This window comes from Arenimonas fontis (assembly GCF_008386465.1).
Classification (GTDB): Bacteria; Pseudomonadota; Gammaproteobacteria; order Xanthomonadales; family Xanthomonadaceae; genus Arenimonas; species Arenimonas fontis.
The window spans coordinates 1-24,222 of sequence record NZ_VUOD01000010.1 but is presented as its reverse complement, the minus strand read 5'-3'; the positions used below and the strand labels follow the sequence as shown (position 1 = coordinate 24,222).

Below are 24,222 nucleotides of genomic sequence, written 5' to 3'. Positions count from 1 at the left end.
CCCGGCCATGGACGCCCTGCCCGCCTTCCCGACCGAGTCCGGCTCCCTGTACCTGCCCGGTCCGGCCGGCCGCCTGGAGCTGATGGTGGACCTGCCCGAGGAAGACACGGGCCGGGCCGGCGTGGCCATCGTCTGCCATCCCAACCCGCCGGACGGCGGCACCCTGCACAACAAGGTGGTCACCATGACCGCCCGCGCCCTGAGCGAGTTGGGCATCCCGGCGGTGCGCTTCAACTTCCGCGGGGTCGGACAGTCCGAGGGCAGTTTCGACAACGGCCGCGGCGAGGTCCTGGACCTGCTGGCGGTCGCGGCCTGGGCGCAGAAGCAACGCCCGGGCGATGCCCTGTGGCTGGCCGGCTTTTCCTTCGGCAGCTGGGTGGCGCTGAAGGCGGCCCGGCAGCTGCCGGTGAAGCAGATGATCTCGATCGCCCCGCCGGTGGGGCTCCGCGACTTCACCGGCGTGCTGCCGCCGGACTGCCCCTGGCTGGTGATCGTGCCCGAGGCCGACGAGGTGGTGGATCCGCAGGGGGTCTACGACTGGATCGAGGGCCTGGACCCGAAGCCGGCGCTGGTGCGCATGCCCGATACCAGCCACTTCTTCCACCGCCGGCTGATGGACCTGCGCGGAGCCATCAAGAACGGCGTGCGCAAGAACCTGCCGCCGCCGCGCAATGACTGAAAACCCGGTGCTGCTTCCCTCGGCGGCCTACGCCGCCGGCGTGGCCGCCGGCCGCTGGCGCCCGGACCCGGCCCAGCAACCGGCCCTGGCCGAACTCGACCGCATCCACCGCGGCCTGCTGGCCGGCCAGGCCCGGCGCGGCTGGCGGCGCTGGTTCGGCCCGCCGCCGGCGCCGGTGCCCGGGCTCTACCTCTGGGGCGGCGTCGGCCGCGGCAAGACCTTCCTGACCGAGCTGCTGGTCGAACACCTGGGCGGACTGCCGCGCCGGCGCTGGCACTTCCACCGCTTCATGGTCGAGATGCACGCGCGCATCCAGGCGCTGCCGGACGACACCGCCGACACCGTGGCCGTGGTCGCCGACGGCCTGGCCGAGGAACTGCGGCTGCTGGTGCTGGACGAGTTCGTGGTCAACGACATCGCCGACGCCATGATCCTGGGCCGGCTGCTGGAACGGCTGTTCGCGCGCGGCGTGGTACTGGTCACCACCTCGAACATCGAGCCGGCCGGCCTGTACCGGGACGGCCTGCAACGGCAGCGCTTCCTGCCGGCGATCGCCTTGCTGGAGCGACACTGCGCCGTGCTGGAGCTGGACGGCGCCGAAGACTACCGGCTGCGCCAGCTGACCCGTGCCGAGACCTACCTGACGCCGCTGGGCCCGGCGGCGGAACAGGCCCTGGCCGAACACTACCGGCGCCTGGCCGCCGACTGTGCGCGCGAAACCGGTCCGCTGGTGGTGAACGGCCGGGCGATCCCGGTGCGGGCCCTGGCCGAGGGCATTGCCTGGTTCGACTTCCCGGCCCTGTGCGAGGGGCCGCGCTCGGCCGCCGATTTCGTGGAAATCGCCCGCGATTTCCACACCGTGCTGCTGTCCGGCGTACCGCTGATGGACGCCCGCAGCGACAACGCCGCCCGTCGCTTCGTGCACCTGGTGGACGAGTTGTACGACCGCAACGTCAACCTGCTGCTGAGCGCCGCCGCCGACCCGCTGTGGCTGTACGGTGGCGACAAGCTGCGCCAGGAGTTCGAGCGCACCGCCTCGCGCCTGGTGGAGATGCGCAGCGCCGAATACCTGGCGCGCGGGCACCGGCCCTGAGCCGGCGGCTCCGACCTGGGGTAGATTCGCGACAGCGGCCGCTCCGGCCGCCTCGTTCCCGGAGGATCGCTCATGCGCCACTTGCTGCTTGCCGCCGCCCTCGCCGCCGCCCTGTCGTCCGCCGCCGCCGCGCGAACACCGGATGTCGAAGCGCTGGCCGCCGCCGTGGACGCCAAGGTCCAGGCCTGGCGTCGCGACATCCACCAGCATCCGGAACTGGGTAACCGCGAGGTGCGGACCGCCGGGCTGGTGGCCGAGCACCTGCGCGCGCTCGGCCTGGAGGACGTGCGCACCGGCATCGCCACCACCGGCGTCACCGCCGTGCTGCGCGGCGGCCGGCCCGGTCCGCGCATCGCCCTGCGCGCCGACATGGACGCGCTGCCGGTGACCGAGCGCACCGGCCTGCCCTTCGCCTCGAAGGTCACGACCGTCTTTCGCGGCCAAAGCACGGGCGTGATGCACGCCTGCGGCCACGACGCCCATACCGGCATCCTGATGGGCGTGGCCGAGGCCCTGGCGGCGATGAAGGACGAGCTGCCCGGCGAGGTGCTCTTCATCTTCCAGCCGGCCGAGGAAGGCCCGCCCGACGGCGAGGAGGGTGGCGCCGAGGAAATGCTGCGGCAGGGCGTCTTCGAGCGCTTCCGGCCGGAGGCGGTGTTCGGCCTGCACGTTTTCAGCACGCTCAACGCCGGCCAGGTCGGCTTCCGCAGCGGCCCGACCATGGCCGCCTCCGACCGCTTCAACATCGTGGTCAAGGGCCGGCAGACGCACGGCTCGCGGCCCTGGGGCGGGGTAGACCCGATCGTCGCCGCGGCCGACATCGTCGGCACCGCCCAAAGCATCGTCAGCCGGCGTCAGGATATTTCGCGCCTGCCGGTGGTGGTCAGTTTCGGCGCCATCAACGGCGGTATCCGCTACAACATCATCCCCGACCAGGTGGAACTGGTCGGCACCATCCGCACCTTCGACGAGGGCATGCGCCAGGCGGTGTTCGCCGACCTGAAGAACGTGGCCGAGTCGGTCGCCCACGCCCACGGCGCGACCGCCGTGGCTCAGGTGCCGGACAGCAAGGGCAATCCGGTGACGGTGAACCACCCGGCCCTGACCGCGCGCGCCGTGCCCAGCCTGGAGAAGGTGGTCGGCCGCGAGAACGTGGTGGAAATGGGCCTGGTGATGGGTGCCGAGGACTTCAGCTACTACGCCCGCGAGGTGCCCGGCTTCTTCTTCTTCGTCGGTGCCACCCCGGCCGGCCAGGATCCGCTCACGGCGCCGTCCAACCACTCGCCCGAGTTCTTCCTGGACGAGCAGGCCCTCAAGGTGGGCACCCGGGCCATGCTGCAGGTGGCCCTGGATTACCTGCACGAGGCCGGCTGAGCCCTGCCGCGGCCGCTGCAGCGGTGCCGGGCTTGGGCGGGGTGACAGCCAGGCTAAACAATATCTTGCGTTGACGCTCTCCGACGGCCCCTATATCTTGTGGCCGTCGGTCCCGACCGCCGCCGAGGCGGAAGGGTTAATAGGGAAGCCGGTGCGACTCCGGCGCTGCCCCGCAGCGGTATGTGGAAACGACCGCCGTCACAGGCACTGGGCCCCCGCGGCCCGGGAAGCGACGGCCAGTAGGAGAGGCGTCCGCGCCTCGCGTCCGCGAGCCCGAAGACCTGCCGACAGCCGCGCGAAGCACGCCGCGCGGTGACCGGCCCAGGGTCTCCGGGGGGAGGCGGCCGGTGTCTCCGGGCCGCCCCGTCGCGGGCCCTGCGACACCCTGCCTCCATCCTGGCCAGACTCGTACGCCCGCGGGGGCGTGGTCGCGCGGCGCCCGGCGCCGGTGTCCGCCCCCGTGCGCCGCCTTCGAGGGAAAGGCGGCGACCCGTGCGCCACGCACCGGAGACCAGGATGAACCAGACCGTCGCCCCCGCCCCCGAGGCGCCGCCCTTCCAGCTCACCCCGCCGCCGGCCAATGCCGGCATGACCGTCACCAAGCGCAATGGCCGGCGCGAGCCGGTGGACCTGAACAAGATCGTCCGCGCCGTCACCCGCTGCTGCGAGGGCCTGCATGCGGTGGATCCGATGCGCGTGGCCACCCGCACCATCTCCGGCCTGTACGACGGCGCCAGCACCCGCGAGCTGGACGAGCTGTCCATCCGCACCGCCGCCCTGCTCTCGGGCGAAGAGCCGGAGTACGGCCGCCTGGCCGCGCGCCTGCTGGCCGGGCTGATCGAGAAGGAAGTGGCCGGCCAGGAGATCCACGCGTTTTCCCAATCGGTGCAGCGCGGCCACGACCTTGGCCTGGTCAACGACCGTCTGCTGGGTTTCGTCCAGGCCAACGCGCGCAAGCTCAACGACGCCCTCGACCCGTCCTTCGACCTGCGTTTCGACTACTTCGGCCTGCGTACCCTGTACGACCGCTACCTGCTGCGGCATCCGACCGCGCGCACGGTGATCGAGACGCCGCAGCAGTTTTTCCTGCGGGTGGCCTGCGCGCTCAGCGAGGACGTGCCCGAGGCCCTGGCCCTGTACCGGCGCATGGCCGGCCTGGACTACCTGCCCAGCTCGCCGACCCTGTTCAACGCCGGCACCCGCCACGAGCAGCTGTCGAGCTGCTTCCTGCTCGACTCGCCGCAGGACACCCTGGAGTCCATCTACGAGCGTTATGCCGACATCGCCAAGCTGAGCAAGTTCAGCGGCGGCATCGGCGTGGGCTGGACCCGGGTCCGTTCGCGCGGCGCGCTGATCCGCGGCACCAACGGCCACAGCAACGGCATCGTGCCCTGGCTCAAGACCCTGGATTCCTCGGTGGCGGCGGTGAACCAGGGTGGCCGGCGCAAGGGCGCGGCCTGCGTCTACCTCGAGCCCTGGCATGCCGACGTCGAGGAGTTCCTGGAACTGCGCGACAACACCGGCGACGAAGCCCGGCGCACGCACAACCTCAACCTGGCCAACTGGATCCCGGACCTGTTCATGCGCCGGGTCGAGGCCGACCAGCACTGGTCGCTGTTCGATCCGGCCCGGGTGCCGGAGCTGACCGACCTGTACGGCGAGGCTTTCGATGCCGCCTACGAACAGGCCGAGGCCCGCGGCCTGGCGGTGCGCAGCCTGCGCGCCCGCGAGCTGTACGGAAAGATGATGCGCACCCTGGCCCAGACCGGCAACGGCTGGATGACCTTCAAGGACAAGTGCAACCGTGCCGGCAACCAGACCGCCCGGCCCGGCAACGTCATCCACCTGTCCAACCTGTGCACCGAAATCCTGGAAGTGACCGGCGCCGACGAGACGGCCGTGTGCAATCTCGGTTCGATCAACCTGGCCCGGCACCTGGGCGAAGACGGCTTCGATTTCGAGCGGCTGGCCGATACCGTGCGCCTGGCGGTGCGCCAGCTCGACCGGGTGATCGACCTGAACTTCTACCCGATCGAGTCGGCCCGCCGCGGCAACCTGCGCTGGCGCCCGGTCGGACTGGGCTGCATGGGGCTGCAGGACGTGTTCTTCCGGCTGCGGCTGCCCTTCGATGCCCCGGAGGCGCGGGCACTGTCGGCGCGCATCGCCGAAGAGATCTATTTCCACGCCCTGCAAGCCAGCTGCGAACTGGCGCAGGAACGCGGCCGACACCCCGCCTTCGACCAGACCCGGGCCGCCCGCGGCGAACTGCAGTTCGACGCCTGGGGCGTACGGCCGGCCGACACCGCGCGCTGGGACGCCTTGCGCCAGCGCATCGTCGAACACGGCCTGCGCAATTCGCTGCTGGTGGCGATCGCGCCCACTGCCACCATCGCCTCGATCGCCGGTTGCTACGAGTGCATCGAGCCGCAGGTCAGCAACCTGTTCAAGCGCGAGACGCTATCGGGCGACTTCCTGCAGGTGAACCGTCATCTGGTGGCCGAGCTCAAGAAGCTTGGGTTGTGGACGCCGGAAATGCGCGACCGGATCAAGCTGGCCGAAGGCTCGGTGCAGGCCATCGCCGAGATCCCGGCCGAGCTGCGGGCGGTCTACCGCACCGCCTGGGAGATCCCCATGCGCTCGCTGATCGACATGGCCGCCGACCGCGGTGCCTTCATAGACCAGAGCCAGTCGCTGAACCTGTTCATGGAGAACCCGAACATCGGCGCACTCTCGTCCATGTACATGTACGCCTGGAAGAAGGGCCTCAAGACCACCTACTACCTGCGTTCGCGCCCGGCCACCCGCATCGCCAAGGCCACCGTGGACGCTCCTGCCGCCGCCGTCGCCTGCTCGCTGGAAAACCCGGAGTCCTGCGAGGCCTGCCAGTGATCCGGCACTGCGGCCCGCCGCCGCCGAAACGCCGGCGAGGCGCCGGCAAGCAGAGGAACACACCATGACCACATCGAAGCTTCTGGATCCCGGTTTCGAACTGACGCTGCGGCCGATGCGCTATCCGCAGTTCTACGAACGCTATCGCGATGCGATCCGCAATACCTGGACCGTGGAGGAGGTGGATTTTTCGCTCGACCTCAACGACCTCAGGCACAAGGTCGGCCCGGCCGAGCGGCACCTGATCGAGCGGCTGGTGGCCTTCTTCGCCACCGGCGACTCGATCGTCGCCAACAATCTGGTGCTCAACCTCTACCGGCACGTCAACGCGCCTGAGGCGCGCATGTACCTGTCACGGCAGCTGTACGAGGAAGCGCTGCACGTGCAGTTCTACCTGACCCTGCTGGATACCTACCTGCCCGATCCGGCGGCGCGGGCCAAGGCCTTCGCCGCGGTGGAGAACATCCCCTCGATCCGCCGGAAGGCCGAGTTCTGCTTCCGCTGGATGGACAGCGTGCACCGGCTCGAACGCCTGGAAACCCGGGCCCAGCGCCGGCAGTTCCTGCTCAACCTGGTCTGCTTCGCCGCCTGCATCGAGGGCCTGTTCTTCTTCGGCGCCTTCGCCTACGTCTATTACCTGCGCTCGCGCGGCCTGCTGCATGGCCTGGCCAGCGGCACCAACTGGGTGTTCCGCGACGAGAGCGGGCACATGGCCTTCGCCTTCGAGGTGATCCGGGTGGCGCGCGAGGAGGAGCCCGACCTGTTCGACGACGAACTCAAGGCGCAGGTGCTGCGGATGCTGTGCGAGGCGGTGGACTGCGAGTACCGCTTCGCCGAGGACGTGCTCAGCGGCGGCGTCGCCGGCCTGTCGCTCCGTGACATGCGCCAGTACCTGGAATACGTGGCCGACCAGCGCCTGGCCCAGCTCGGCCTGCCCCGCCACTTCGGTGCCCGCAACCCCTTTCCGTTCATGGACTTGCAGGATGTGCAGGAGCTGACCAACTTCTTCGAGCGGCGGGTCTCGGCCTACCAGGTCGGGGTGACCGGGGAGGTCGGCTTCGATCACGCGTTCTAGCCGGCGCTGTGGGAAAATGCGCGCCATGAGCTCCCCCGACCTCGGCCCGCTGGGCAGGGCCGTCGCCTACCCGGCCGAATACGACCCCGGCCTGCTGTTCCCGATCGCCCGGGCGACGGGCCGGGCGGCGCTCGGCCTGGAGGGCGAGCTGCCCTTCACCGGCGTGGACCTGTGGAACGCCTACGAGCTGAGCTGGCTGGATGCCCGCGGCAAGCCGCGGGTGGCCCTGGCCGAGTTGCGGGTGCCGGCGGCCTCCAGCCACCTGATCGAGTCCAAGAGCCTGAAGCTGTACCTGGGCAGTTACGCCCAGGCCCGCTTCGCCGATACCGACAGCCTGCGCGCGCAGCTGGTACGCGACCTGAGCGCGGTCGCCGGCGCTCCGGTCAGCGTGGTGCTGACCCCGGCCGCTTCCGCCAACGCCGCCGCCATCGAAGCACTGGAGGGCGAGCCGATCGACGATCTGCCCCTGGAGATCGGCCACTACGGCCCGCCGCAACCCGATTTCCTCTCGGCCGATCCGGACCTGCGCGCCGACGAGGTGCTGGTTTCGCACCTGCTCAAGTCCAACTGCCCGGTTACCGGCCAGCCGGACTGGGCCAGCGTGCAGATCCGCTACGCCGGGCCGCGCATCGCCCGCGACGGCCTGCTGCGCTACCTGGTGTCCTACCGCTTGCACCGCGATTTCCACGAGCAGTGCGTCGAGCGCATCTTCATGGACATCCTGCAGCGCTGCCGGCCCCAGCGGCTGGCGGTGTATGCCCGCTACACCCGCCGCGGCGGCCTGGACATCAACCCCTTCCGCGCCACCCCGGGCATGCCCCTGCCCGGCAACCCGCGTACTGCCCGCCAGTGAGCCACCCGCCCGGAGACGTCATGCGCACCGTCCGCTTCGCCGCACTGCCGTTGCTGTTGCCGCTCCTGACCGCCTGCGGCCGCGAGGAGACGGCGCCGCCGGCCGAGACCGCTCCGGTCGAAGCCGCTGCCGAAGCCGAAGCCGAGGTGGCGGAGCCGGAGCTGCCGCCCCTGCCCGGCGGGGATTTCCGCATCGCTTCGATCAGCTTCGGCACGGCGGTGGACGAGGAGGGCCAGGTCCTGCAGCCGCTGGAGGTGTTCGCTCCCGGCGACCGCATCCATGCCGCGGTGGTCACCGTCGGCAGCAGCGAAGGCCTGACCCTGTCGGGTCGCTGGCTGGCCCCGGACGGCCGCGAGATCGCCCGGGCCGGGCAAACGCTCGATCCGAGCACGCCCATCGTGGCCAGCTTCAGCCTGCGGCAGCCCGATCCGTGGCCGCCGGGCCGTTACCAGTTCCAGGTCGCGATCAATGATCGCGTGGTCGAAACCCGTTCCTTCGAGGTGCGCTGACCGCCGGTGCCCCCGGTCGCGTCGGGCCGACGCGCCATGAACCACCACCCCTGCCTGCGTTGCGGCGCCTGCTGCGCCACCTTCCGCGTTTCCTTTCACTGGTCGGAAGCCCAACCCACGAATCCCGACGGCCCACCGGAAGAGATGGTGGTGCCGCTGCGCCGGCACGAACTGGCCATGCGCGGCACCGATGGCCCGCGCCCGCGCTGCATCGCCCTGCGCGGCAGCATCGGCGTGGACGGGCACTGCGGCATCTACCCGCAACGGCCCTCGGTCTGCCGGGAAGTCGAACCGTCCTGGGAGTTCGGCCGGCACAGCCCGCAATGCGACAAGGGCCGCATCGCCCACGGTCTGAAGCCGTTGACCCCCGAAGACTGGGCAATGCTGCCGGTGCAACTGCCGGCGGCGGGGGCCGAGTACCACCTCCGTCCGACGGCTGCGGACACGGACCTGCAGACATTGCCTGGCGGGGCGCCGCCGGGCCCGCAGCCACCGGACGACCCTACGCACGCGCACTGATGCGCCGACCGGGCGCGGCTTTCCCCGACCCGGCGGAACCGCGACAATGAGCGGCATTTCCGCCCCGCGGCGCCACGCCCGTACGAAGCCGATCGGCGTACGGGCCGGGACGCCGCACGAATCCGAGCGACGCCCACATGTCCGATACGCCCAAGATCCTCTACACCCTCACCGACGAAGCGCCCTGGCTGGCCACGCAATCCTTGCTGCCGATCGTGCAGGCCTTCGCCGGCGCCGCCGGCATCGCAGTCGAGACGCGCGACATCTCGCTGGCCGGCCGCATCCTGGCGCAGTTTCCCGAGCGCCTGGGCGAGCGCCGGGTGAACGACGACCTGGCGGAACTGGGCGTCCTGGCCACCCGGCCGGAGGCCAACATCATCAAGCTGCCCAACATCAGCGCTTCGGTACCGCAGCTCAAGGCCGCGATCAGGGAACTGCAGGCCCTGGGCTACGACCTGCCCGACTACCCGGAGGAGCCGCAGGACGAAGCCGAGCGCGAGATCAAGGCGCGCTACGACCGGGTCAAGGGCAGCGCGGTCAATCCGGTGCTGCGCGAGGGCAACTCCGACCGGCGCGCGCCCAGGTCGGTGAAGGACTACGCCCGCAAGCATCCGCACCGCATGGGCAAGTGGAGCGCCGATTCGAAGTCGCACGTGGCGCACATGCAGGACGGCGATTTCTACGGCAGCGAGCGCTCGGCGACCATGGCCGAGGCCGGCAGCCTGCGCATCGAGCTGGTCGGCAAGGATGGCCGCACCAACCTGCTCAAGGAGCTGAAGGTGCAGGCCGGCGAGATCGTCGACGCGGCGGTGATGAGCCGGCGCAAGCTGGCCGGCTTCGTCGCCACCCAGATCGAGGACGCCCGCCGCCAGGGCGTGCTGTTCTCGCTGCACCTGAAGGCGACCATGATGAAGGTCTCCGACCCGATCATGTTCGGCGTCGTGGTCAACGAGTTCTACAAGGCGGCGCTGGAGAAGCACGCCGCCGCCCTGGAGCGCATCGGCTTCGATCCCAACAACGGCATCGGCGACCTCTACGCCCGCCTGGGCGAGCTGTCCGAGAGCGAGCAGGCGGCCATCCGCGCCGACATCGAGGCCGTCTACGCCCAGGGCCCGGGCCTGGCGATGGTGAACTCCGACAAGGGCATCACCAACCTGCACGTGCCCAGCGACGTGATCGTGGATGCCTCGATGCCGGCCATGATCCGCGACTCCGGCCGCATGTGGAATGCCCGCGGCGAACTGCAGGACACCAAGGCGGTGATTCCGGACCGCTGCTACGCCGGCATCTACCAGGCTGTGATCGACGACTGCAAGGCCAACGGCGCCTTCGACCCGGCCAGCATGGGCAGCGTGCCCAATGTCGGCCTGATGGCGCAGAAGGCCGAGGAATACGGCTCGCACGACAAGACCTTCCAGATTCCCGCCGACGGCACCGTGCGGGTGCTGGACGAGACCGGCGCACTGCTGTTCGAACATGCGGTCGAGGCGGGCGACATCTGGCGCATGTGCCAGACCCGGGACGCCGCCGTCCGCGACTGGGTGAAGCTGGCCGTGCAGCGTGCCCGCCTGAGCGCGACGCCGGCGGTGTTCTGGCTGGATCGCCAGCGCGCCCATGACGCGCAGCTGATCGGCAAGGTGGAGCGCTACCTGAAGGAACACGACACCGCCGGCCTGGACATCCGCATCCTGGCGCCGGTGGAAGCGATGAAGCACTCGCTGGCGCGGGTTCGTCGCGGCGAGGACACCATTTCGGTGACCGGCAACGTGCTGCGCGACTACCTGACCGATCTGTTCCCGATCCTGGAGCTGGGCACCAGCGCCAAGATGCTGTCCATCGTGCCGCTGATGGCCGGCGGCGGCCTGTTCGAGACCGGCGCCGGCGGCAGTGCGCCCAAGCACGTGCAGCAGTTCGTCGCCGAGAACTACCTGCGCTGGGATTCCCTTGGCGAGTTCCTGGCCCTGCAGGCCTCGTTCGAACATGTGGCCGAGCGCAGCGGCAATGCCGCCGCCGGCGTGCTGGCCAGGGCTCTGGACCGGGCCAACGGCCGCATCCTCGACGAGAACCGGTCGCCGGCCCGCAAGCTCGGCGGCCTGGACAACCGCGGCAGCCATTTCTACCTGGCCCTGTACTGGGCCCAGGCCCTGGCCGAGCAGGACGAGGACGCCGCCCTGAGGGCGAAGTTCGCGCCGCTGGCCAAGGCCCTGGCGGAGAACGAGGAGAAGATCGTCGCCGAGCTCAACGGCGTGCAGGGCCGGCCGGTGGACATCGGCGGCTACTACCGCCCCGACCCCGCCAAGGCCGCCGCTGCCATGCGCCCGAGCCCGACCTTCAACGCCGCCCTGGCGGCGCTTTGAGTGGCCTTGGCCACGCATTGCGTGGCCAAGGCCCTTACTTCAAACCCCTTACTTCAGGTCGAAGCGGTCCAGGTTCATGACCTTGGTCCAGGCGGCGACGAAATCGCGGACGAACTTCTCCTGCGAGTCGTCTTCGGCATAGACCTCGGCCAGGGCGCGCAGCTGGGAGTTCGACCCGAACACCAGATCCACCACGGTGCCGGTCCACCTGAGCTCGCCGGTCTTGCGGTCGCGGCCTTCCAGGACGTTGGCGTCCTTGTCCGAGCGTGACCACTTCGTGCCCATGTCCAGCAGGTTGACGAAGAAGTCGGTGCTCAGCACGCCCGGCCGCCGGGTGAACACACCGTGCTTGCTGCCACCGACGTTGGCGTCCAGCACGCGCAGACCGCCGATCAGCACGGTCATCTCGGGCGCGGTAAGAGTCAGCAGGGCGGCCTTGTCCACCAGCCGCTCGGCCAGGCCGCCGACACCCTTGGCGGCGTAGTTGCGGAAGCCGTCAGCCCGGGGTTCGAGCACGGCGAAGGACTCCACGTCGGTCTGCTCCTGGCTGGCGTCGGTGCGGCCAGGGGAGAAGGGCACGACGATGTCCACCCCGGCCTTCTTCGCCGCGTCCTCGACCGCGGCATTGCCGGCGATCACGATCAGGTCGGCCAGCGACACCTTCTTGCCGCCGGATGCCGAGGCGTTGAAGTCCTTGCGGATGCCCTCGAGCACGGCCAGCACCTTGGCCAGCTGGGCCGGCTGGTTGGCTTCCCAGTCCTTCTGCGGGGCAAGGCGGATGCGCGCGCCGTTGGCGCCGCCGCGCTTGTCGCTGCCGCGGAAGGTCGAGGCCGAGGCCCAGGCGGTGGCGACCAGCTGCGCCGTGGTGAGGCCGGAGCCCAGCACCCTGGCCTTCAGCGCGGCCACGTCCTTGTCGTCCACCAGCGGGTGGTCCACCGGCGGCACCGGGTCCTGCCAGATGAACTCCTCCTTCGGTACCAGCTTGCCCAGGTAGCGGGAGCGCGGACCCATGTCGCGATGGGTCAGCTTGAACCAGGCGCGGGCGAAGGCGTCGGCGAATTCCTTGGGGTTCTGGTGGAAGCGGCGCGAGATCTTCTCGTAGGCAGGATCCATGCGCATGGCCATGTCGGCGGTGGTCATCATGACGGTGACCTTCTTCGCCGGGTCGTGCGCGGACGGCGCGTGGTGCTCGGGCTTGAGGTCCTTGGGATGCCATTGCCAGGCGCCGGCCGGGCTCTTCACCAGCTCCCAGTCGTAACCGAACAGCATGTCGAAGTAGCCGTTGTCCCAGCGGATCGGATTCGGGGTCCAGGAGCCCTCGATGCCGCTGGTGATGGTGTCGTTGCCCTTGCCGCTGCCGTGTTTGCTGATCCAGCCGAAGCCCTGTTCGGCGATGTCCGCCGCCTCCGGTTCCGGGCCGACCAGGGCGGCATCGCCGGCGCCGTGCGCCTTGCCGAAGGTATGGCCGCCGGCGGTGAGGGCGACGGTCTCCTCGTCGTTCATGGCCATGCGCGCGAAGGTTTCGCGAATGTCCCTGGCCAAGGCCACCGGGTCGGGTTTGCCGTCCGGGCCTTCCGGGTTCACGTAGATCAGGCCCATCTGCACGGCCGCCAGCGGGTTGGCCAGGTCGCGCTCGCCGGAGTAGCGGCTACCGGGTTTGTCGCTGGTGGCCAGCCATTCCCGCTCCGGCCCCCAGTCCACCACGTTCGGTTCGTAGATGTCCTCGCGGCCACCGGCGAAGCCGAGCGTCCTGAAGCCCATGGACTCCAGGGCGGCGTTGCCGGCCAGGATGAACAGGTCGGCCCAGCTCAGCTTCTTGCCGTACTTCTTCTTGATCGGCCAGAGCAGGCGCCTGGCCTTGTCCAGGTTGCCGTTGTCGGGCCAGCTGTTGAGCGGCGCGAAACGCTGGTCGCCGGTGCCGCCGCCGCCACGGCCGTCATGGATGCGGTAGGTGCCGGCGGCGTGCCAGGCCATGCGGATCATCAGGCCGCCGTAATGGCCGTAGTCGGCCGGCCACCAGTCCTGGGAATCGGTCATCAGCGCCTTGAGGTCGGCCATGACCGCGTCCAGGTCGAGCTTGCGGAACTCCTTGCGGTAGTCGAAGCCCTTGTCCATGGGGTTGGACTTGTCCGAATGCACGTACAGGGCACTGAGATCGAGCTGGTCGGGCCACCAGTCCCGGTTGCGCGGGCCCTTGCCCATGCCGATGTGGTTGACCGGGCATTTGGTTTCGGCGCTCATGGGGATCTCCTCGCAGTGGTCGCTGGGTCCGACCAGCTTGAACCGGAGGACCGGCGAGGGGAAATCTTTTGTTCCGATGGCAACAATAGGGAGCGTGTATCGCCGCAGCGCCGATGCGGGGATGTCGCCGATGGCGGGCGTGTTAGCCTCGGTGGCCCCGTCCCTGTCACCGGAGCTCCGCATGCGTACCGTCGTCGTTCCGCTCGCCCTTGCCCTGGCCGTGGCCCTGTCCGCCTGCCGGCAGGCGGATGCGCCCGAAGCGCCCGCCGCCGAACCGGCTGCCGGCACCGCCGACTCCACCGGCTCCGAGCGCCGGCCGAGCGCCGATCGGCTCGACGCCGTCCTGGCCGGCGACTGGCGCGACCCGGCCAACACCGCCCGCGACGTCTGGCGGCACCCGCGTGAAACCCTGGAGTTCTTCGGCGTCGGCCCCTCCCAGGCCATCCTGGAGATCACCCCCGGCGGCGGCTGGTACACCGAGATCCTGGCGCCGCTGCCGGAAGGCAAGGGCCGCTATGTCGGCGCCATCGTCGATCCGGAGGCGGTCGAGAGCGAAGGCGCGCGCAACTACTATGCCCGCAGCAACCAGGGCCTGCGCGACAAGCTGGCCGCCCGTCCCGACGTCTACGGCGACGTCAGCCTGATCGAGTTCGACCCCAAGGCACCGGTGTTCGGCGAACCCGGCTCGATGGACGTGGTGCTGACCTTCCGCAACGTGCACAACTGGGCCGACGGCGGCTATGCCGAGGCCATGTTCGCCGCTTTCTTCGAGGTGCTGGCGCCCGGCGGCGTGCTGGGGGTGGTCGAGCACCGCGCCGCCGAAGGCAAGACCTGGGACGAGGTCAAGGGCAGCGGTTACGTACCCGAGGACTACGTGATCTCGCTGGCCACCGCCGCCGGCTTCGTGCTCGAGGAAAAGAGCGAGATCAACGCCAATCCGGCCGATACCAAGGACCACCCCAAGGGGGTGTGGATGCTGCCGCCCTCCAACCGCCACGACGAAAGCGAGCGGGAGAAGTACGCCGCCATCGGCGAAAGCGACCGCATGACCCTGCGTTTCGTCAAACCGGCCGGATCGGCCTCCGCGGACTAGCGGCCGACAGCGGGCAAGGCTGGGCCGGTCAAGCCCGGCGACCGCATCCGGCCAGCGGGCGGGCATAAAACGTCCGGCGGGACTACACTGCACGGATGCTGCTCGCCTTCAACAAGCCCTACGGGGTCTTGAGCCAGTTCACGGACCGCCGCGAGCCACCGCGACCGACCCTGGCCGGCTTCGCACTGCCGTCCGGGGTTTATCCGGCCGGACGCCTGGATTTCGACTCCGAGGGCCTGCTGCTGCTCAGTGACGATGGCCCCCTGATCGCCCGGATCAGCTCGCCCCGGTTCCACTGGCCCAAAACCTACCTGGTGCAGGTGGAGGGAGAGCCCGGCGACGAACAGATGGAAGCCTTGCGCACGGGTGTCACGCTCAAGGAAGGGCCGACCCGGCCGGCCAAGGCCCAGCCGCTGGTGGGGCAACCGGACTGGCTGTGGCCGCGCACGCCGCCGGTGCGTTTCCGCAAGTCCGTACCCGACAGCTGGATCGAACTGACCATCACCGAAGGCCGCAACCGCCAGGTGCGGCGCATGACCGCCGCGGTCGGCCTGCCGACGCTGCGTTTGGTACGCATCGGCATCGGCCCGTATCGCCTGGAAGGCCTGAAGCCGGGCGAGTTCCGCGAACTGGACCACTGACGCTCCGGAGCTGCCGACATGGCCGACTTCAAGGACCATTTTTCCGGCCACGCCAGCCAGTACGCACAGGCCCGCCCGACCTATCCGGCGGCCCTGTTCGAATGGCTGTCCGGGCAATGCCCGTACCACGAACTGGCCTGGGACGCGGGCTGCGGCAACGGCCAGGCCAGCCTGGCCCTGGCCCGACATTTCCGGCGCGTGCACGCCAGCGATCCCAGCGCCACCCAGATCGCCGCGGCGCCCGCCGATCCCCGCATCACCTGGCGGGTGGAACCAGCCGAGCGCTGCTCCCTGCCCGACCACGGCGCCGATCTGGTGACCGTGGCGCAGGCCTACCACTGGTTCGAGCACGAGCGCTTCATCGCCGAGGTCCGGCGGGTGCTGCGGCCGGGCGGCCTGCTCGCCGTGTGGTGCTATGGGCTGTCGGAAGTGGATGCGGCGGTGGACGCGGTCTATTTCCGGCTCTACCGCGACATCCTCGACAGCTACTGGCCGCCGGAACGGCGGCACATCGAAAGCGGCTACCGCGACCTGCCCTTCCCGCTGGCGGAGATCACCGAGGCGCCGCGCTTTCACATGGCGCACGAGTGGACATTGACGCAGTACCTCGACTACCTGCGCAGCTGGTCGGCCAGCCAGCGTTTTCTCAAGGAAACGGGCCGCGATGCCGTGGCCGAGCTTGCCCCGGCCTTCAGCGAAGCCTGGGGGGACCCGGAACGGCCACGGGAGGTGCGGTGGCCGCTGTCGCTGCGCGCCGGACGCACCGGCGCGCGCTGAGCCTCAGCGACGACCGGCGGCTTTCTTCGGGGCCGCCTTCCTGGTGGCGGGCTTGCGGGCCGGCACCTTTTTCGCCGCCGCCTTCTTCGTCGCGGAGGCTTTCGCCGGCGCCTTCTTCACCGCTGCCTTCTTCGCCGCCGGCTTGGCCGCGGCCGCCTTCTTCTTGCGCGCCGCGTACACCGCCGCTCCCACCGCCGCCAGGGCGGCGGTGGCCACGGCTGCGCCGACCGGATGCTTGCGCACCGTCTTCACCGCGGCGCTGCCGCCCTTCTTCGCCAGCGCCAGGCCGGCGCCGACGCCGGCAATGCCGCCGGCCTTCTTGGCCAGGCTTGCGTTCTTGAAGGCCTTGGTCGCCTGGTCCAGCCTGGCCTTGGCGGCGGACACGATCTGCTTGGTCTTGCTCATGCGCGTTTCTCCCGGGGAGGGGTGGGGAACCGACCTGCGTGCCGAACCACAGCTTACGCCTGTGCGGAGAAACGTGTCGCGGCCGTGGGATCGGCCTCAGCGCCCGCGCGGTTTGGCCCGATGGGTGGCGACGGCCGTCCAGGGATCCTCCGGCCAGGGGTGGCGCGGGTAGCGGCCCTTCATTTCCTTCCTGACTTCCGGATAGGTGTTGGCCCAGAAGCTGCGCAGATCCTGGGTGACCTGCAGCGGCTTGCCGCCGGGGGAGAGCAGGTGCAGCAGCACCGGCACCCGGCCGTCGGCCACACGCGGGGTGTCGGCCAGGCCGAACAGTTCCTGCAGCTTCACCGCCAGCACCGGCGGCTGGCCATGCCGGTATTCGACCGGCCGCTCCAGGCCGGAGGGGACGGCGATCCGGCGCGGCGCCAGTCGGTCCAGCTGCTGCCGCAGCGACCAGTCCAGGCCGGACTGCAGGGCCTCGCCGAACTCCTGTTCCGACAGCGCATCCAGGCGGGTCTTGCCGGCGAAGGCGGGCTTGAGCCAGGTCTCGCGGCTGGCCAGCAGGGCCTCGTCGGAGACGTCGGGCAGGCCAAGCTCGGGCATCCATTCGCGCAGGCAGCGCACGCGCACCTGCCATTGCCGCAAGCCATCGGTCCAAGGCAGGGCATCGAGGCCGAGCTCGCACACCGCGTCGCACAGGGCTTGCGCCGCCTGGTCCGGATCGGGCCGGCCGGCGGGGCGGCTTTCCAGGACGATGCGATCGAAACGGCGCTCGCGCCGGCGGACCAGTGCGCGCGCCTCCGGATCCCAGCGGACGACGTCGCCCTCGCTGAAGCGGCGCGGGAAGGCCTCGCGCAGCCAGGCCTCGTCCACCGGCGCGGCGCGCAGCAACAGGGCGTCGCGGGCTTCGAAGCGCAGTTCGCTGGCGACCAGCCAGGGTTCGCCGTAGACGGCGCTGTCATCGAGCAGCCGGGCCATGCGGCCATTGGCCAGCTGGTAGCGGCGCGGATCGGACGGGTGCTGGCGGGCGATGCGGTCGGGAAAGGCGAAGGCGAGCAGGTCGCCGAGGCGGTGCGCCGGCGCTTCCGCCGGTGGCGCGACCTCGCAGCGCAGGCGCCGGCGCCATTGCCGGGCGGCGGCATCGATCGCCGCCAAGGCGCCGCGATGGGCGTTGCCTGGCGCGCGGCCGGCGCGGAAGGCCGCCAGCGCCTGCCAGCGCGCGACCAGGGCGTCGCTGCGCTCGCGCAATACGTCGCGCGCTTCGACCAAGGCCGCCAGGTCGCAGGCCAGCGCACGATCGCCGGGATCACGCGCGGCCCGCAGCATGGCCGCCAGGCGCGGGTGCGTGCCCAGCGCCAGCAGCTCGCGGCCGAAGCCGGTGATGCGCTGGCCGGCGTCGAGCGCGCCCAGGCGCTGCAGCAGTTCGCGCGCGGCGCCGAGGGCACCGGTCGGCGGCGCATCGACGAAACGCAGCTTCGCCTCGCCCCAGGCGGCCAGCTCCAGCGCCAGCCCGGCCAGCTCGACCTGGGCGATCTCGGGCGTGCGCATCGGCTCCAGGCGCTGGCTTTGCGGCCACAGGCGATACGCCCAGCCTTCGGCGACGCGGCCGGCGCGGCCGGCGCGCTGGTCGGCCGAGGCCTGGGAGATCGCCACCGTCTCGAGCCGCGAAAAGCCCGAGTTGGGGTCGTAGCGCGGCTCGCGCGCCAGGCCCAGGTCGATGACCACGCGCACGCCGGGCAGCGTCACCGAACTTTCCGCGACGTTGGTGGCCAGGATGACCCGGCGACGGCCCTGCGGATCGGGGCTGAGCGCGGCGGACTGCTGCTCCATCGGCAGGTCACCGTGCAGCGGCAGGAGCACCGGCTCGCCGGTGGAAAGCCCCTCGCCCCTTGCGGGAGAGGGGTTGGGGAGAGGGGAAAGGCCGGACATCGCCTCGCCGATCTCCCGCTGCCCCGGCAGGAACACCAGCACGTCGCCCGGGTGCTTTTGCAGCGCTTCGGCCAGGCAGCGGCGCAGCTGCGGCAGCCAGCCTTCGTCGCGCCTGGCCGGGAAGTGCGCCACCTGCACCGGGTACGCGCGGCCGGCGCTGGTGAGGCGCGGCGCATCGAGGAAACGCGCCAGGGCCTCGCCGTCGAGCGTGGCCGACATCACCAGCAGGCGCAGGTCCTCGCGCAGCTGCGACTGCACGTCCAGCGCCAGCGCCAGGCCCAGGTCGCCGGCGAGGTGGCGCTCGTGGAATTCATCGAAGACGATCGCCGCCACGCCCTCGAGCGTGGGGTCGTCCTGGATCATCCGGGTGAGGATGCCTTCGGTGACGACCTCGATCCGGGTGCGCGCCGACACCCTGGCCTCGAAGCGGATGCGATAGCCCACCGTGTCGCCGGGCTGCTCGCCCAGCTGCCGGGCCATGAAAGCGGCGGCGGCGCGGGCGGCGACGCGCCGCGGTTCGAGCATCAGGATGCGGCCGTCGCCGCGCCAGGACGCCGAGAGCAGGGCCAGCGGCACCTGGGTGGTCTTGCCGGCGCCGGGCGGCGCTTCGAGCACGAGGCGCGGCCTGGCCTCGAGGCTGGCCAGCACCTCGGGCAACAGCGGCTGGATGGGGAAATCGGGCGTCGTCACGGCGCGCAGTGTAGCCGCCCGCCGGGGACAGGCTCAGTCGGGGTCGGCGAGCACCCGGGCCGTGCAAGCCTGCTGCAATCGCACGATGGCCGGGCGCATCGCGCGGCCGCGCCCGCGCACCAGCAGCACGCCGGCCACGCCGGCCGATTCGTCCACCCAGGGCGTGAAGCCGAAGGCGCCGGGGCTGGAGACGCGCCTTGGCCCGCCACCCGCGTCGCGCCCCTCGACCCATTGGCCCAGGCCGTAGCCCATGCCGGCGGCGGTCTCGGGCTGCTTGTCGATGCGAAGCCCGGCGCTGCGGTCGCGGGCCATGAAATCGAGCGTCTCCGGCGTCAGGAAGACGCGGCCAGCGTGACGCCCGCGCGCGAGCACCATGTCCACCACCGTGCCGTAGTCGGCCAGGCTCGAGCGCGCGCCGCCGGCGATGCGCGGGTTGGGGTTTCCCACGTAGCCGGGACGCCGCGCCAAGGCCCGCCAGTCGGTGGCGGCCAGTCCCAGCGGCTCGACCATCTCGCGCTGGAAAATCGTGTCCCAGGATTGGCCGGTCGCCCGCTCGGCGATGGCGCCGGCCACCTGCATGCCGTTGCCGCCGTAGGCAAAGACGGTACCGGCGGGCGCCACCGGACCGCCGGCGAGGATCTGCCGCGCACAGTCCTGCAGGCTGCCGCCGCGGCCCGACAGGCAGGGCGCGGGCCCGGCCGGCAGGCCGCTGGTGTGCGAGAGCAGCTGCTCGAGCGTGATGGCGTGCGTGGACCGGGGCGCATCGGGGAAAAACTCGCCGACGCGGCTGTTCCAGCGCAGCTGTCCGGCCTCGACCAGGCGCGCGAAGGTCAGCGCCGCCAGCCACTTGCTGGCCGAGGCGATCGGCACGCGGGTGTCGTCGTCATGGCGGCCGGCGTGCCAGCGCACCGGCAGGCCCTGCCGCGTGGAAAGCCGGAGCGAGGCCCCGTCGAGGCCATGGCTGGCCACCAGTGGCTCGAGCACGTCGGCGACCGGGTCGGCGCAGGCGGCCGGTTCGGCAGCCGATATCACCGGGACATGCAGGGAAAGGGCGAGGACGAGCGTGGCGAGGGTCTTCATGCCGGTTCCAACGCGCCGGGCCGCGCGGGGTTGACGCCGGGACGATAAAATCCCGGTTTCTGCCCGCGGAATCCGCATGGACCTGATCGACATCGGCGCCAACCTGGGCCACGAAAGTTTCGACCACGACCTCGATGCCGTGCTGGCGCGCGCCCGCGCGGCCGGGGTGAACCGGCTGGTGGTGACCGGCGCCAGCCGGGCCGGTTCCGTGCGCGCGCTCGAGCTGGCCCGGGCGCACCCGGGCCAGCTGTACGCCACCGCCGGCGTGCACCCGCACCACGCCGTCGAATGCACCCACGAAGCCATCGCCGAGCTGCGTGCGCTGCAGGCGCAGCCCGAGGTAGTTGCCGCGGGCGAATGCGGCCTGGACTACCACCGCGACTTCTCGCCGCGCCCGGCGCAGCGCACCGCCTTCGCCCGCCAGCTCGAGCTGGCCGCGGAAACCGGTCTGCCGCTGTTCCTGCACCAGCGCGACGCCCATGCCGATTTCCTGGCGATCATGAAGGACTTCGAGGGCCGGCTCGGCCCGGTGGTGGTGCACTGCTTCACCGGCAGCCGCGAGGAGTGCTGGGACTACCTCGACCGCGACTGGCACATCGGCATCACCGGCTGGCTCTGCGACGAGCGCCGCGGCCGGCACCTGCGCGAATTCGTGAAGGACATCCCCGGTCACCGCCTGATGGTGGAGACCGACGCACCTTACCTGCTGCCGCGCACCGTGCGGCCGATGCCCAGCCATCGCCGCAACGAACCGATGTACCTGGCGCACATCGTCGAGGAGCTCGCCCGCGACCGAGGCGAGCCCGTCGAACAGACCGCGGCGGCCACCACCGCCACCGCCGCCACCTTCTTCGGGCTTTAGTCGTCGTCGACGGGGAGGCCGTGGCGGCGGCCGAAGTCGAGGGCCTGGTCGCGCACGCGTTCGTTGAGTTCCTTCATGCGCTGGCGGTTGAACTTCCGGCAGTCGCTGCCGGCACGACCGGAGGGACAGGCGTCGAGGGCTTCCTGGATCGCCCGGGCCTCGCCCTGCCAGGCCGGCAGCTGGTTGCCGAAGGCCATCGCCTCGACCAGGCCTTGGCCGGTGAAGGCGGTGACGAAGCGGTAGTCGCTGCTGTCCACCGACTGCTCGGCCGGGCCGATCTCGCGCAGGTCGAACACCAGGTCGCCGCCATCGAGATCACCGCCCTCCCAGCGCGTGCGATGCACGAAGCGGTTGGCGCGGATGCGCGTGTCCTTCATCACGCCGACGCCGGCGCCGAGGAAGGGCATCTGCGTCGCAACCGGCGCGGCGCGGCGGCTGACCCACATCTGCAGCATGATGCCGTCGCCCTCGCCGCGGATGCCCTGCACGTTGCCGCCCGGCCCCTCGCCCAGGGTCTGCGGCGTGCGCGGGATGGACGCCAGGAAGTTGCGGTGCAGGGTGGTGTCGCGCAGCCAGCCGAAGGCCGCGCCCAGGTTCTCCCCGAGCAGCAGGCAGGCCGGGCCGATCTCCTGGTGCTTGCCGCAGATGAACACGTCACCGTCGGCCTGGCGCACCGCGAAATGCACCTCGCCCTGCGCGAAATTGCCGCCGCCGGGCATCCAGTTGCCCATCAGCCCGGGCAGGAACAGCTGGCTGTTGTCGGCGCTGTTGACGAAGTAGGTGATCTCGCCGAGCCCTTCGGAAGAATCGATGAGCTGGCGGATCATCAGGTCAAAGCGATACCGGCCCATCTCGGATTCGGGATTGGGCGGGAAACGGCTGTTGGCGACGAAGTTGGCTTCCACCTGCCGGCGCATTTCCGCCAGCCGCTCTTCCTCGGCCAGGTCGATGAAGGTTTCGCCGTGCGCGAGCCAGGCCGCTTCGGTGCCCGATTCCACCACCGGCACCGGCGGCAGCTCGAAGGGATTGGGCGGCTCGCCGAACTTCTCGATCACCTCGCCCGCCAGTGCCCGTGCCTCCGGGCTGCCCGACTCGATGACCGGCACGTTGGGCGCGAACGGATCGCTGGCCGAGGCCGGCGGCGGCATCGTGATCTCGCCGGCGGCGGCGGCGTCCTTGCTGCCCGACTCGACCACGTCGGGCGGCGGCGGATCGAAGGGATTGGGCAGCACGCCCGTGGCCGCCAGCACCGCGCCGGTGAATACCACGACCGCCCCGACGGCGAAGGCCTTGCCGGCGCGGCTCACGGCAGGCCCCGTTCGGCGATGCGCCGCGCGATGGCCTCGAGCTCGCTGCTGGCCTGCAGGAATTTGTTGCGCTTGCCGTCATCGACGTTGAAATAACGCAGCTCGATCACGCGGTCGCCCAGCGCAAAGCTGACGTTGAACTCCATGCGGTGGTCGGCCAGCGGATCGGGCTTGCGGAAGTGCACCGCCGCGCTGCCCAGGCCCTCGGGCCGCGACAGGCCGAAGCGACGGCTGCCGTCCTCGCGCGCCATCGCGTTGATCGTCGCCACCGCGCCGGCGGCGTCGCGCGCCGGCGAGACCATGAACACCAGCTCGTCGCTGAAGCGGTCCCCACCCTGGCTGTAGATGCGGCTGCAGTGGCGATCGTCCTCGGCCACGACGCCGCTGGCGCGTCGCTCGACGCCAGCCGCGCGGGCCCCGCCGATCGCCGCGGCGATGTCGGACACCGGGAACAGCGCGTCGCACCAGGCCGACGGTTCGGCCGCGGCCGCCGGTCCGGCGGCCAGCAGCAGCGCCGGCAACAGGGCGCGCATCACTGCTTCACCAGCTCGACGCGCCGGTTCAGCGCGCGGCCGGCCTCGCTGGAATTGGGCGCCACCGGCTCGCTCTCGCCGGCGCCGCGCGAGCGCAGCCGGCGATCGGGCACGCGGTGTTCGATCACCAGCGCCGAGCGTACCGCCAGGGCCCGCTCCTCGCTCAGCCGCTGGTTGGCCGCGGCGTCGCCGACATCGTCGGTGTGGCCGACGATTTCCAGCCGCAGCGACGGATCGCGCCGCATCAGCTCGGCCACCTGCGCCAGCGAGTCGCCCGACTCCGGCTTGAGCGTCGCCTTGCCGGTGTCGAAATAGATGCCGTCCAGGCGCACGGCGCCGGACGCGGCGAGCTCGGCCGCCAGTTCGTCCGCGCTCACGCCGGCCTGGCCGGTCTGCATCGCCTCGGCCTCGACCACGTAGACCCAGCTGCGCTGCGGATTGACCATCACCGCGACGCTGATGGCGCTGGCCCCGACCCGGCCCTCGGCGGCGAGGTAGCGGATGTCGCCCGCGACGCCGACGTTGATGTCCGCCACTTCCTTCCACTTGCTGCCGCACTCGCGGCGGCCGTTGCAGCTGTAGACCCGGGCCAGGCCCTGGGCCAGCAGGGCCTGCTCGTAGTTGCGCAGGATCTCGAGGGTCGAGCGCCCCGAGGGATTGTCGTAGACGGTCTTGGTGACGCGGCCTTCGACGGTGCGGGTGCGCAGGTCGCCGTTGCTTTCGCGCCCGACCACGAACGGATAGGCGTCGAAGGCAAGCACCTTTTCCTCGCGCACGTTCGACCCGGCGTAGGGGAGCACGCGGAAGGCCGGGCCGCTGGCGGCCTGGCCCCGGCTGCCGGCAGGGGCCTGCTGCACGACGCGGCCGCGCGAATCGACATACTCCACGTCCTCGCCGCGGCGCTCGGCTTCGTATGCGCAGCGCTCGTCGCCCAGCGCACAGCGGGTGACGCGGCGCACTTCACGATCGACCGCCCGCTCGACCTCGGACTGCACCGCGCGTTCGGCGGTGCGCTTGAGCGAACGCCCGATGTCCTGGGCGGCGGCGGGGGCCGCCAGCGAAATCACGACGGCAAGGCAGGCGAGGCGGTGGCTTGGGGTCATCGACAGGCTCCTGATTCCAGCGCCGGGGGGCGCGATCGACAGGAAACATATCGCAATCCCGCGTGAAATTGTGCCGCCCCCCAGAAAAATGGTTCTTCTCCCAACTGAGGGGAGAGAGGCGCACGGCCGACCCGGCAGAATTGTTGTTCTCGAGGCAACAAAACGGGGCCGGCCGTGGCCGAAGTGGATTGTATGTCCCAGCTGGGTGGCTGGAAG

The 24,222-nt window shown here is 70.8% G+C and carries 20 protein-coding genes and 1 riboswitch; of the genes, 13 read left to right on the top strand and 7 right to left on the bottom strand.

Annotated elements, in window-relative coordinates; genetic code table 11:
• Positions 1-7 precede the first annotated feature (7 nt).
• From F0415_RS10845 to F0415_RS10805, 9 genes are all read left to right on the top strand, one after another.
• Positions 8-679, top strand: a complete 672-nt coding sequence (locus F0415_RS10845) for an alpha/beta hydrolase (RefSeq protein ID WP_149861243.1) — start codon at positions 8-10, stop codon at positions 677-679.
• Entirely contained in the window at positions 672-1,772 is a 1,101-nt protein-coding gene (gene zapE, locus F0415_RS10840; RefSeq protein ID WP_149861242.1) for a cell division protein ZapE, read from the top strand. Before F0415_RS10845 ends, zapE begins: the two co-directional genes overlap by 8 nt.
• Positions 1,773-1,844: 72 nt before the next feature.
• Positions 1,845-3,146 (top strand): amidohydrolase, encoded by a 1,302-nt coding sequence (locus tag F0415_RS10835; protein ID WP_149861241.1) that lies wholly within the window; start codon positions 1,845-1,847, stop codon positions 3,144-3,146.
• 90 nt (positions 3,147-3,236) lie between these two features.
• A riboswitch (cobalamin riboswitch) is annotated at positions 3,237-3,449 on the top strand.
• 213 nt (positions 3,450-3,662) lie between these two features.
• Positions 3,663-6,035 (top strand): ribonucleoside-diphosphate reductase subunit alpha, encoded by a 2,373-nt coding sequence (locus F0415_RS10830; RefSeq protein ID WP_149861240.1) that lies wholly within the window; start codon positions 3,663-3,665, stop codon positions 6,033-6,035.
• A gap of 64 nt (positions 6,036-6,099) precedes the next feature.
• A complete protein-coding gene (locus tag F0415_RS10825) occupies positions 6,100-7,110 on the top strand; it encodes a ribonucleotide-diphosphate reductase subunit beta (protein WP_149861239.1) in 1,011 nt (336 codons plus the stop codon).
• A 25-nt stretch (positions 7,111-7,135) separates the two neighbouring features.
• The gene (gene queF, locus F0415_RS10820) at positions 7,136-7,963 is read left to right on the top strand and encodes an NADPH-dependent 7-cyano-7-deazaguanine reductase QueF (protein WP_149861238.1); all 828 of its coding nucleotides are present in this window, start codon (positions 7,136-7,138) and stop codon (positions 7,961-7,963) included.
• 20 nt (positions 7,964-7,983) lie between these two features.
• Positions 7,984-8,472, top strand: a complete 489-nt coding sequence (locus F0415_RS10815) for a hypothetical protein (RefSeq protein ID WP_149861237.1) — start codon at positions 7,984-7,986, stop codon at positions 8,470-8,472.
• Positions 8,473-8,508: 36 nt separating this feature from the next.
• Complete coding sequence (locus tag F0415_RS10810) at positions 8,509-8,991, top strand: YkgJ family cysteine cluster protein (RefSeq protein WP_149861236.1); 483 nt, start codon at positions 8,509-8,511, stop codon at positions 8,989-8,991.
• A 137-nt stretch (positions 8,992-9,128) separates the two neighbouring features.
• Complete coding sequence (locus F0415_RS10805; RefSeq protein WP_149861235.1) at positions 9,129-11,348, top strand: NADP-dependent isocitrate dehydrogenase; 2,220 nt, start codon at positions 9,129-9,131, stop codon at positions 11,346-11,348.
• A 48-nt stretch (positions 11,349-11,396) separates the two neighbouring features.
• Here F0415_RS10805 and katG read toward each other — a convergent pair whose 3' ends face one another.
• Positions 11,397-13,589, bottom strand: coding sequence for a catalase/peroxidase HPI (gene katG, locus F0415_RS10800; protein ID WP_149861234.1), 2,193 nt, complete (start codon positions 13,587-13,589; stop codon positions 11,397-11,399).
• Between the two features lie 181 nt (positions 13,590-13,770).
• On the opposite strand from katG, the gene F0415_RS10795 reads away from it, so the two are divergent.
• From F0415_RS10795 to F0415_RS10785, 3 genes are all read left to right on the top strand, one after another.
• Positions 13,771-14,682, top strand: a complete 912-nt coding sequence (locus F0415_RS10795) for a class I SAM-dependent methyltransferase (protein ID WP_149861233.1) — start codon at positions 13,771-13,773, stop codon at positions 14,680-14,682.
• Between the two features lie 95 nt (positions 14,683-14,777).
• Positions 14,778-15,323: a pseudouridine synthase gene (locus F0415_RS10790; RefSeq protein ID WP_149861232.1), complete on the top strand. Its 546-nt coding sequence runs from the start codon at positions 14,778-14,780 to the stop codon at positions 15,321-15,323.
• An 18-nt stretch (positions 15,324-15,341) separates the two neighbouring features.
• A complete protein-coding gene (locus F0415_RS10785; RefSeq protein ID WP_149861231.1) occupies positions 15,342-16,100 on the top strand; it encodes a class I SAM-dependent methyltransferase in 759 nt (252 codons plus the stop codon).
• Between the two features lie 3 nt (positions 16,101-16,103).
• On the opposite strand, the gene F0415_RS10780 is transcribed toward F0415_RS10785, so the two are convergent.
• The 3 genes from F0415_RS10780 to F0415_RS10770 form a co-directional block, all read right to left on the bottom strand.
• Positions 16,104-16,505 (bottom strand): hypothetical protein, encoded by a 402-nt coding sequence (locus F0415_RS10780; RefSeq protein ID WP_149861230.1) that lies wholly within the window; start codon positions 16,503-16,505, stop codon positions 16,104-16,106.
• Positions 16,506-16,601: 96 nt separating this feature from the next.
• Positions 16,602-19,121 (bottom strand): ATP-dependent helicase HrpB, encoded by a 2,520-nt coding sequence (gene hrpB / locus F0415_RS10775; protein WP_149861229.1) that lies wholly within the window; start codon positions 19,119-19,121, stop codon positions 16,602-16,604.
• A 33-nt stretch (positions 19,122-19,154) separates the two neighbouring features.
• Positions 19,155-20,201: a serine hydrolase domain-containing protein gene (locus F0415_RS10770; RefSeq protein WP_188310369.1), complete on the bottom strand. Its 1,047-nt coding sequence runs from the start codon at positions 20,199-20,201 to the stop codon at positions 19,155-19,157.
• A gap of 76 nt (positions 20,202-20,277) precedes the next feature.
• On the opposite strand from F0415_RS10770, the gene F0415_RS10765 reads away from it, so the two are divergent.
• Positions 20,278-21,063: a TatD family hydrolase gene (locus tag F0415_RS10765; protein ID WP_149861227.1), complete on the top strand. Its 786-nt coding sequence runs from the start codon at positions 20,278-20,280 to the stop codon at positions 21,061-21,063.
• Here F0415_RS10765 and F0415_RS10760 read toward each other — a convergent pair.
• The 3 genes from F0415_RS10760 to F0415_RS10750 are packed head-to-tail and all read right to left on the bottom strand — an operon-like array spanning position 21,060 to position 24,006.
• A complete protein-coding gene (locus F0415_RS10760) occupies positions 21,060-22,370 on the bottom strand; it encodes a hypothetical protein (protein ID WP_149861226.1) in 1,311 nt (436 codons plus the stop codon). The genes F0415_RS10765 and F0415_RS10760 overlap by 4 nt on opposite strands.
• Positions 22,367-22,903, bottom strand: a complete 537-nt coding sequence (locus tag F0415_RS10755; protein ID WP_149861225.1) for a hypothetical protein — start codon at positions 22,901-22,903, stop codon at positions 22,367-22,369. The genes F0415_RS10760 and F0415_RS10755 overlap by 4 nt, the downstream gene beginning before the upstream one ends.
• Positions 22,903-24,006: an OmpA family protein gene (locus F0415_RS10750; protein ID WP_149861224.1), complete on the bottom strand. Its 1,104-nt coding sequence runs from the start codon at positions 24,004-24,006 to the stop codon at positions 22,903-22,905. The genes F0415_RS10755 and F0415_RS10750 overlap by 1 nt, the downstream gene beginning before the upstream one ends.
• Between the last annotated feature and the right edge of the window lie 216 nt (positions 24,007-24,222).

What these genes read in the sequence shown, in the direction of transcription:
- F0415_RS10790 (WP_149861232.1), top strand. Translation starts at nt 14,778, where the DNA reads ATGCTGCTCGCCTTCAACAAGCCCTACGGGGTCTTGAGCCAGTTCACG.
- F0415_RS10825 (WP_149861239.1), top strand. Translation starts at nt 6,100, where the DNA reads ATGACCACATCGAAGCTTCTGGATCCCGGTTTCGAACTGACGCTGCGG.
- F0415_RS10815 (WP_149861237.1), top strand. Translation starts at nt 7,984, where the DNA reads ATGCGCACCGTCCGCTTCGCCGCACTGCCGTTGCTGTTGCCGCTCCTG.
- katG (WP_149861234.1), bottom strand. Translation starts at nt 13,589, where the DNA reads ATGAGCGCCGAAACCAAATGCCCGGTCAACCACATCGGCATGGGCAAG.
- F0415_RS10795 (WP_149861233.1), top strand. Translation starts at nt 13,771, where the DNA reads ATGCGTACCGTCGTCGTTCCGCTCGCCCTTGCCCTGGCCGTGGCCCTG.
- F0415_RS10830 (WP_149861240.1), top strand. Translation starts at nt 3,663, where the DNA reads ATGAACCAGACCGTCGCCCCCGCCCCCGAGGCGCCGCCCTTCCAGCTC.
- F0415_RS10755 (WP_149861225.1), bottom strand. Translation starts at nt 22,903, where the DNA reads ATGCGCGCCCTGTTGCCGGCGCTGCTGCTGGCCGCCGGACCGGCGGCC.
- F0415_RS10835 (WP_149861241.1), top strand. Translation starts at nt 1,845, where the DNA reads ATGCGCCACTTGCTGCTTGCCGCCGCCCTCGCCGCCGCCCTGTCGTCC.
- F0415_RS10805 (WP_149861235.1), top strand. Translation starts at nt 9,129, where the DNA reads ATGTCCGATACGCCCAAGATCCTCTACACCCTCACCGACGAAGCGCCC.
- queF (WP_149861238.1), top strand. Translation starts at nt 7,136, where the DNA reads ATGAGCTCCCCCGACCTCGGCCCGCTGGGCAGGGCCGTCGCCTACCCG.
- F0415_RS10770 (WP_188310369.1), bottom strand. Translation starts at nt 20,201, where the DNA reads ATGAAGACCCTCGCCACGCTCGTCCTCGCCCTTTCCCTGCATGTCCCG.
- zapE (WP_149861242.1), top strand. Translation starts at nt 672, where the DNA reads ATGACTGAAAACCCGGTGCTGCTTCCCTCGGCGGCCTACGCCGCCGGC.
- F0415_RS10785 (WP_149861231.1), top strand. Translation starts at nt 15,342, where the DNA reads ATGGCCGACTTCAAGGACCATTTTTCCGGCCACGCCAGCCAGTACGCA.
- F0415_RS10750 (WP_149861224.1), bottom strand. Translation starts at nt 24,006, where the DNA reads ATGACCCCAAGCCACCGCCTCGCCTGCCTTGCCGTCGTGATTTCGCTG.
- F0415_RS10780 (WP_149861230.1), bottom strand. Translation starts at nt 16,505, where the DNA reads ATGAGCAAGACCAAGCAGATCGTGTCCGCCGCCAAGGCCAGGCTGGAC.
- F0415_RS10810 (WP_149861236.1), top strand. Translation starts at nt 8,509, where the DNA reads ATGAACCACCACCCCTGCCTGCGTTGCGGCGCCTGCTGCGCCACCTTC.
- F0415_RS10765 (WP_149861227.1), top strand. Translation starts at nt 20,278, where the DNA reads ATGGACCTGATCGACATCGGCGCCAACCTGGGCCACGAAAGTTTCGAC.
- F0415_RS10845 (WP_149861243.1), top strand. Translation starts at nt 8, where the DNA reads ATGGACGCCCTGCCCGCCTTCCCGACCGAGTCCGGCTCCCTGTACCTG.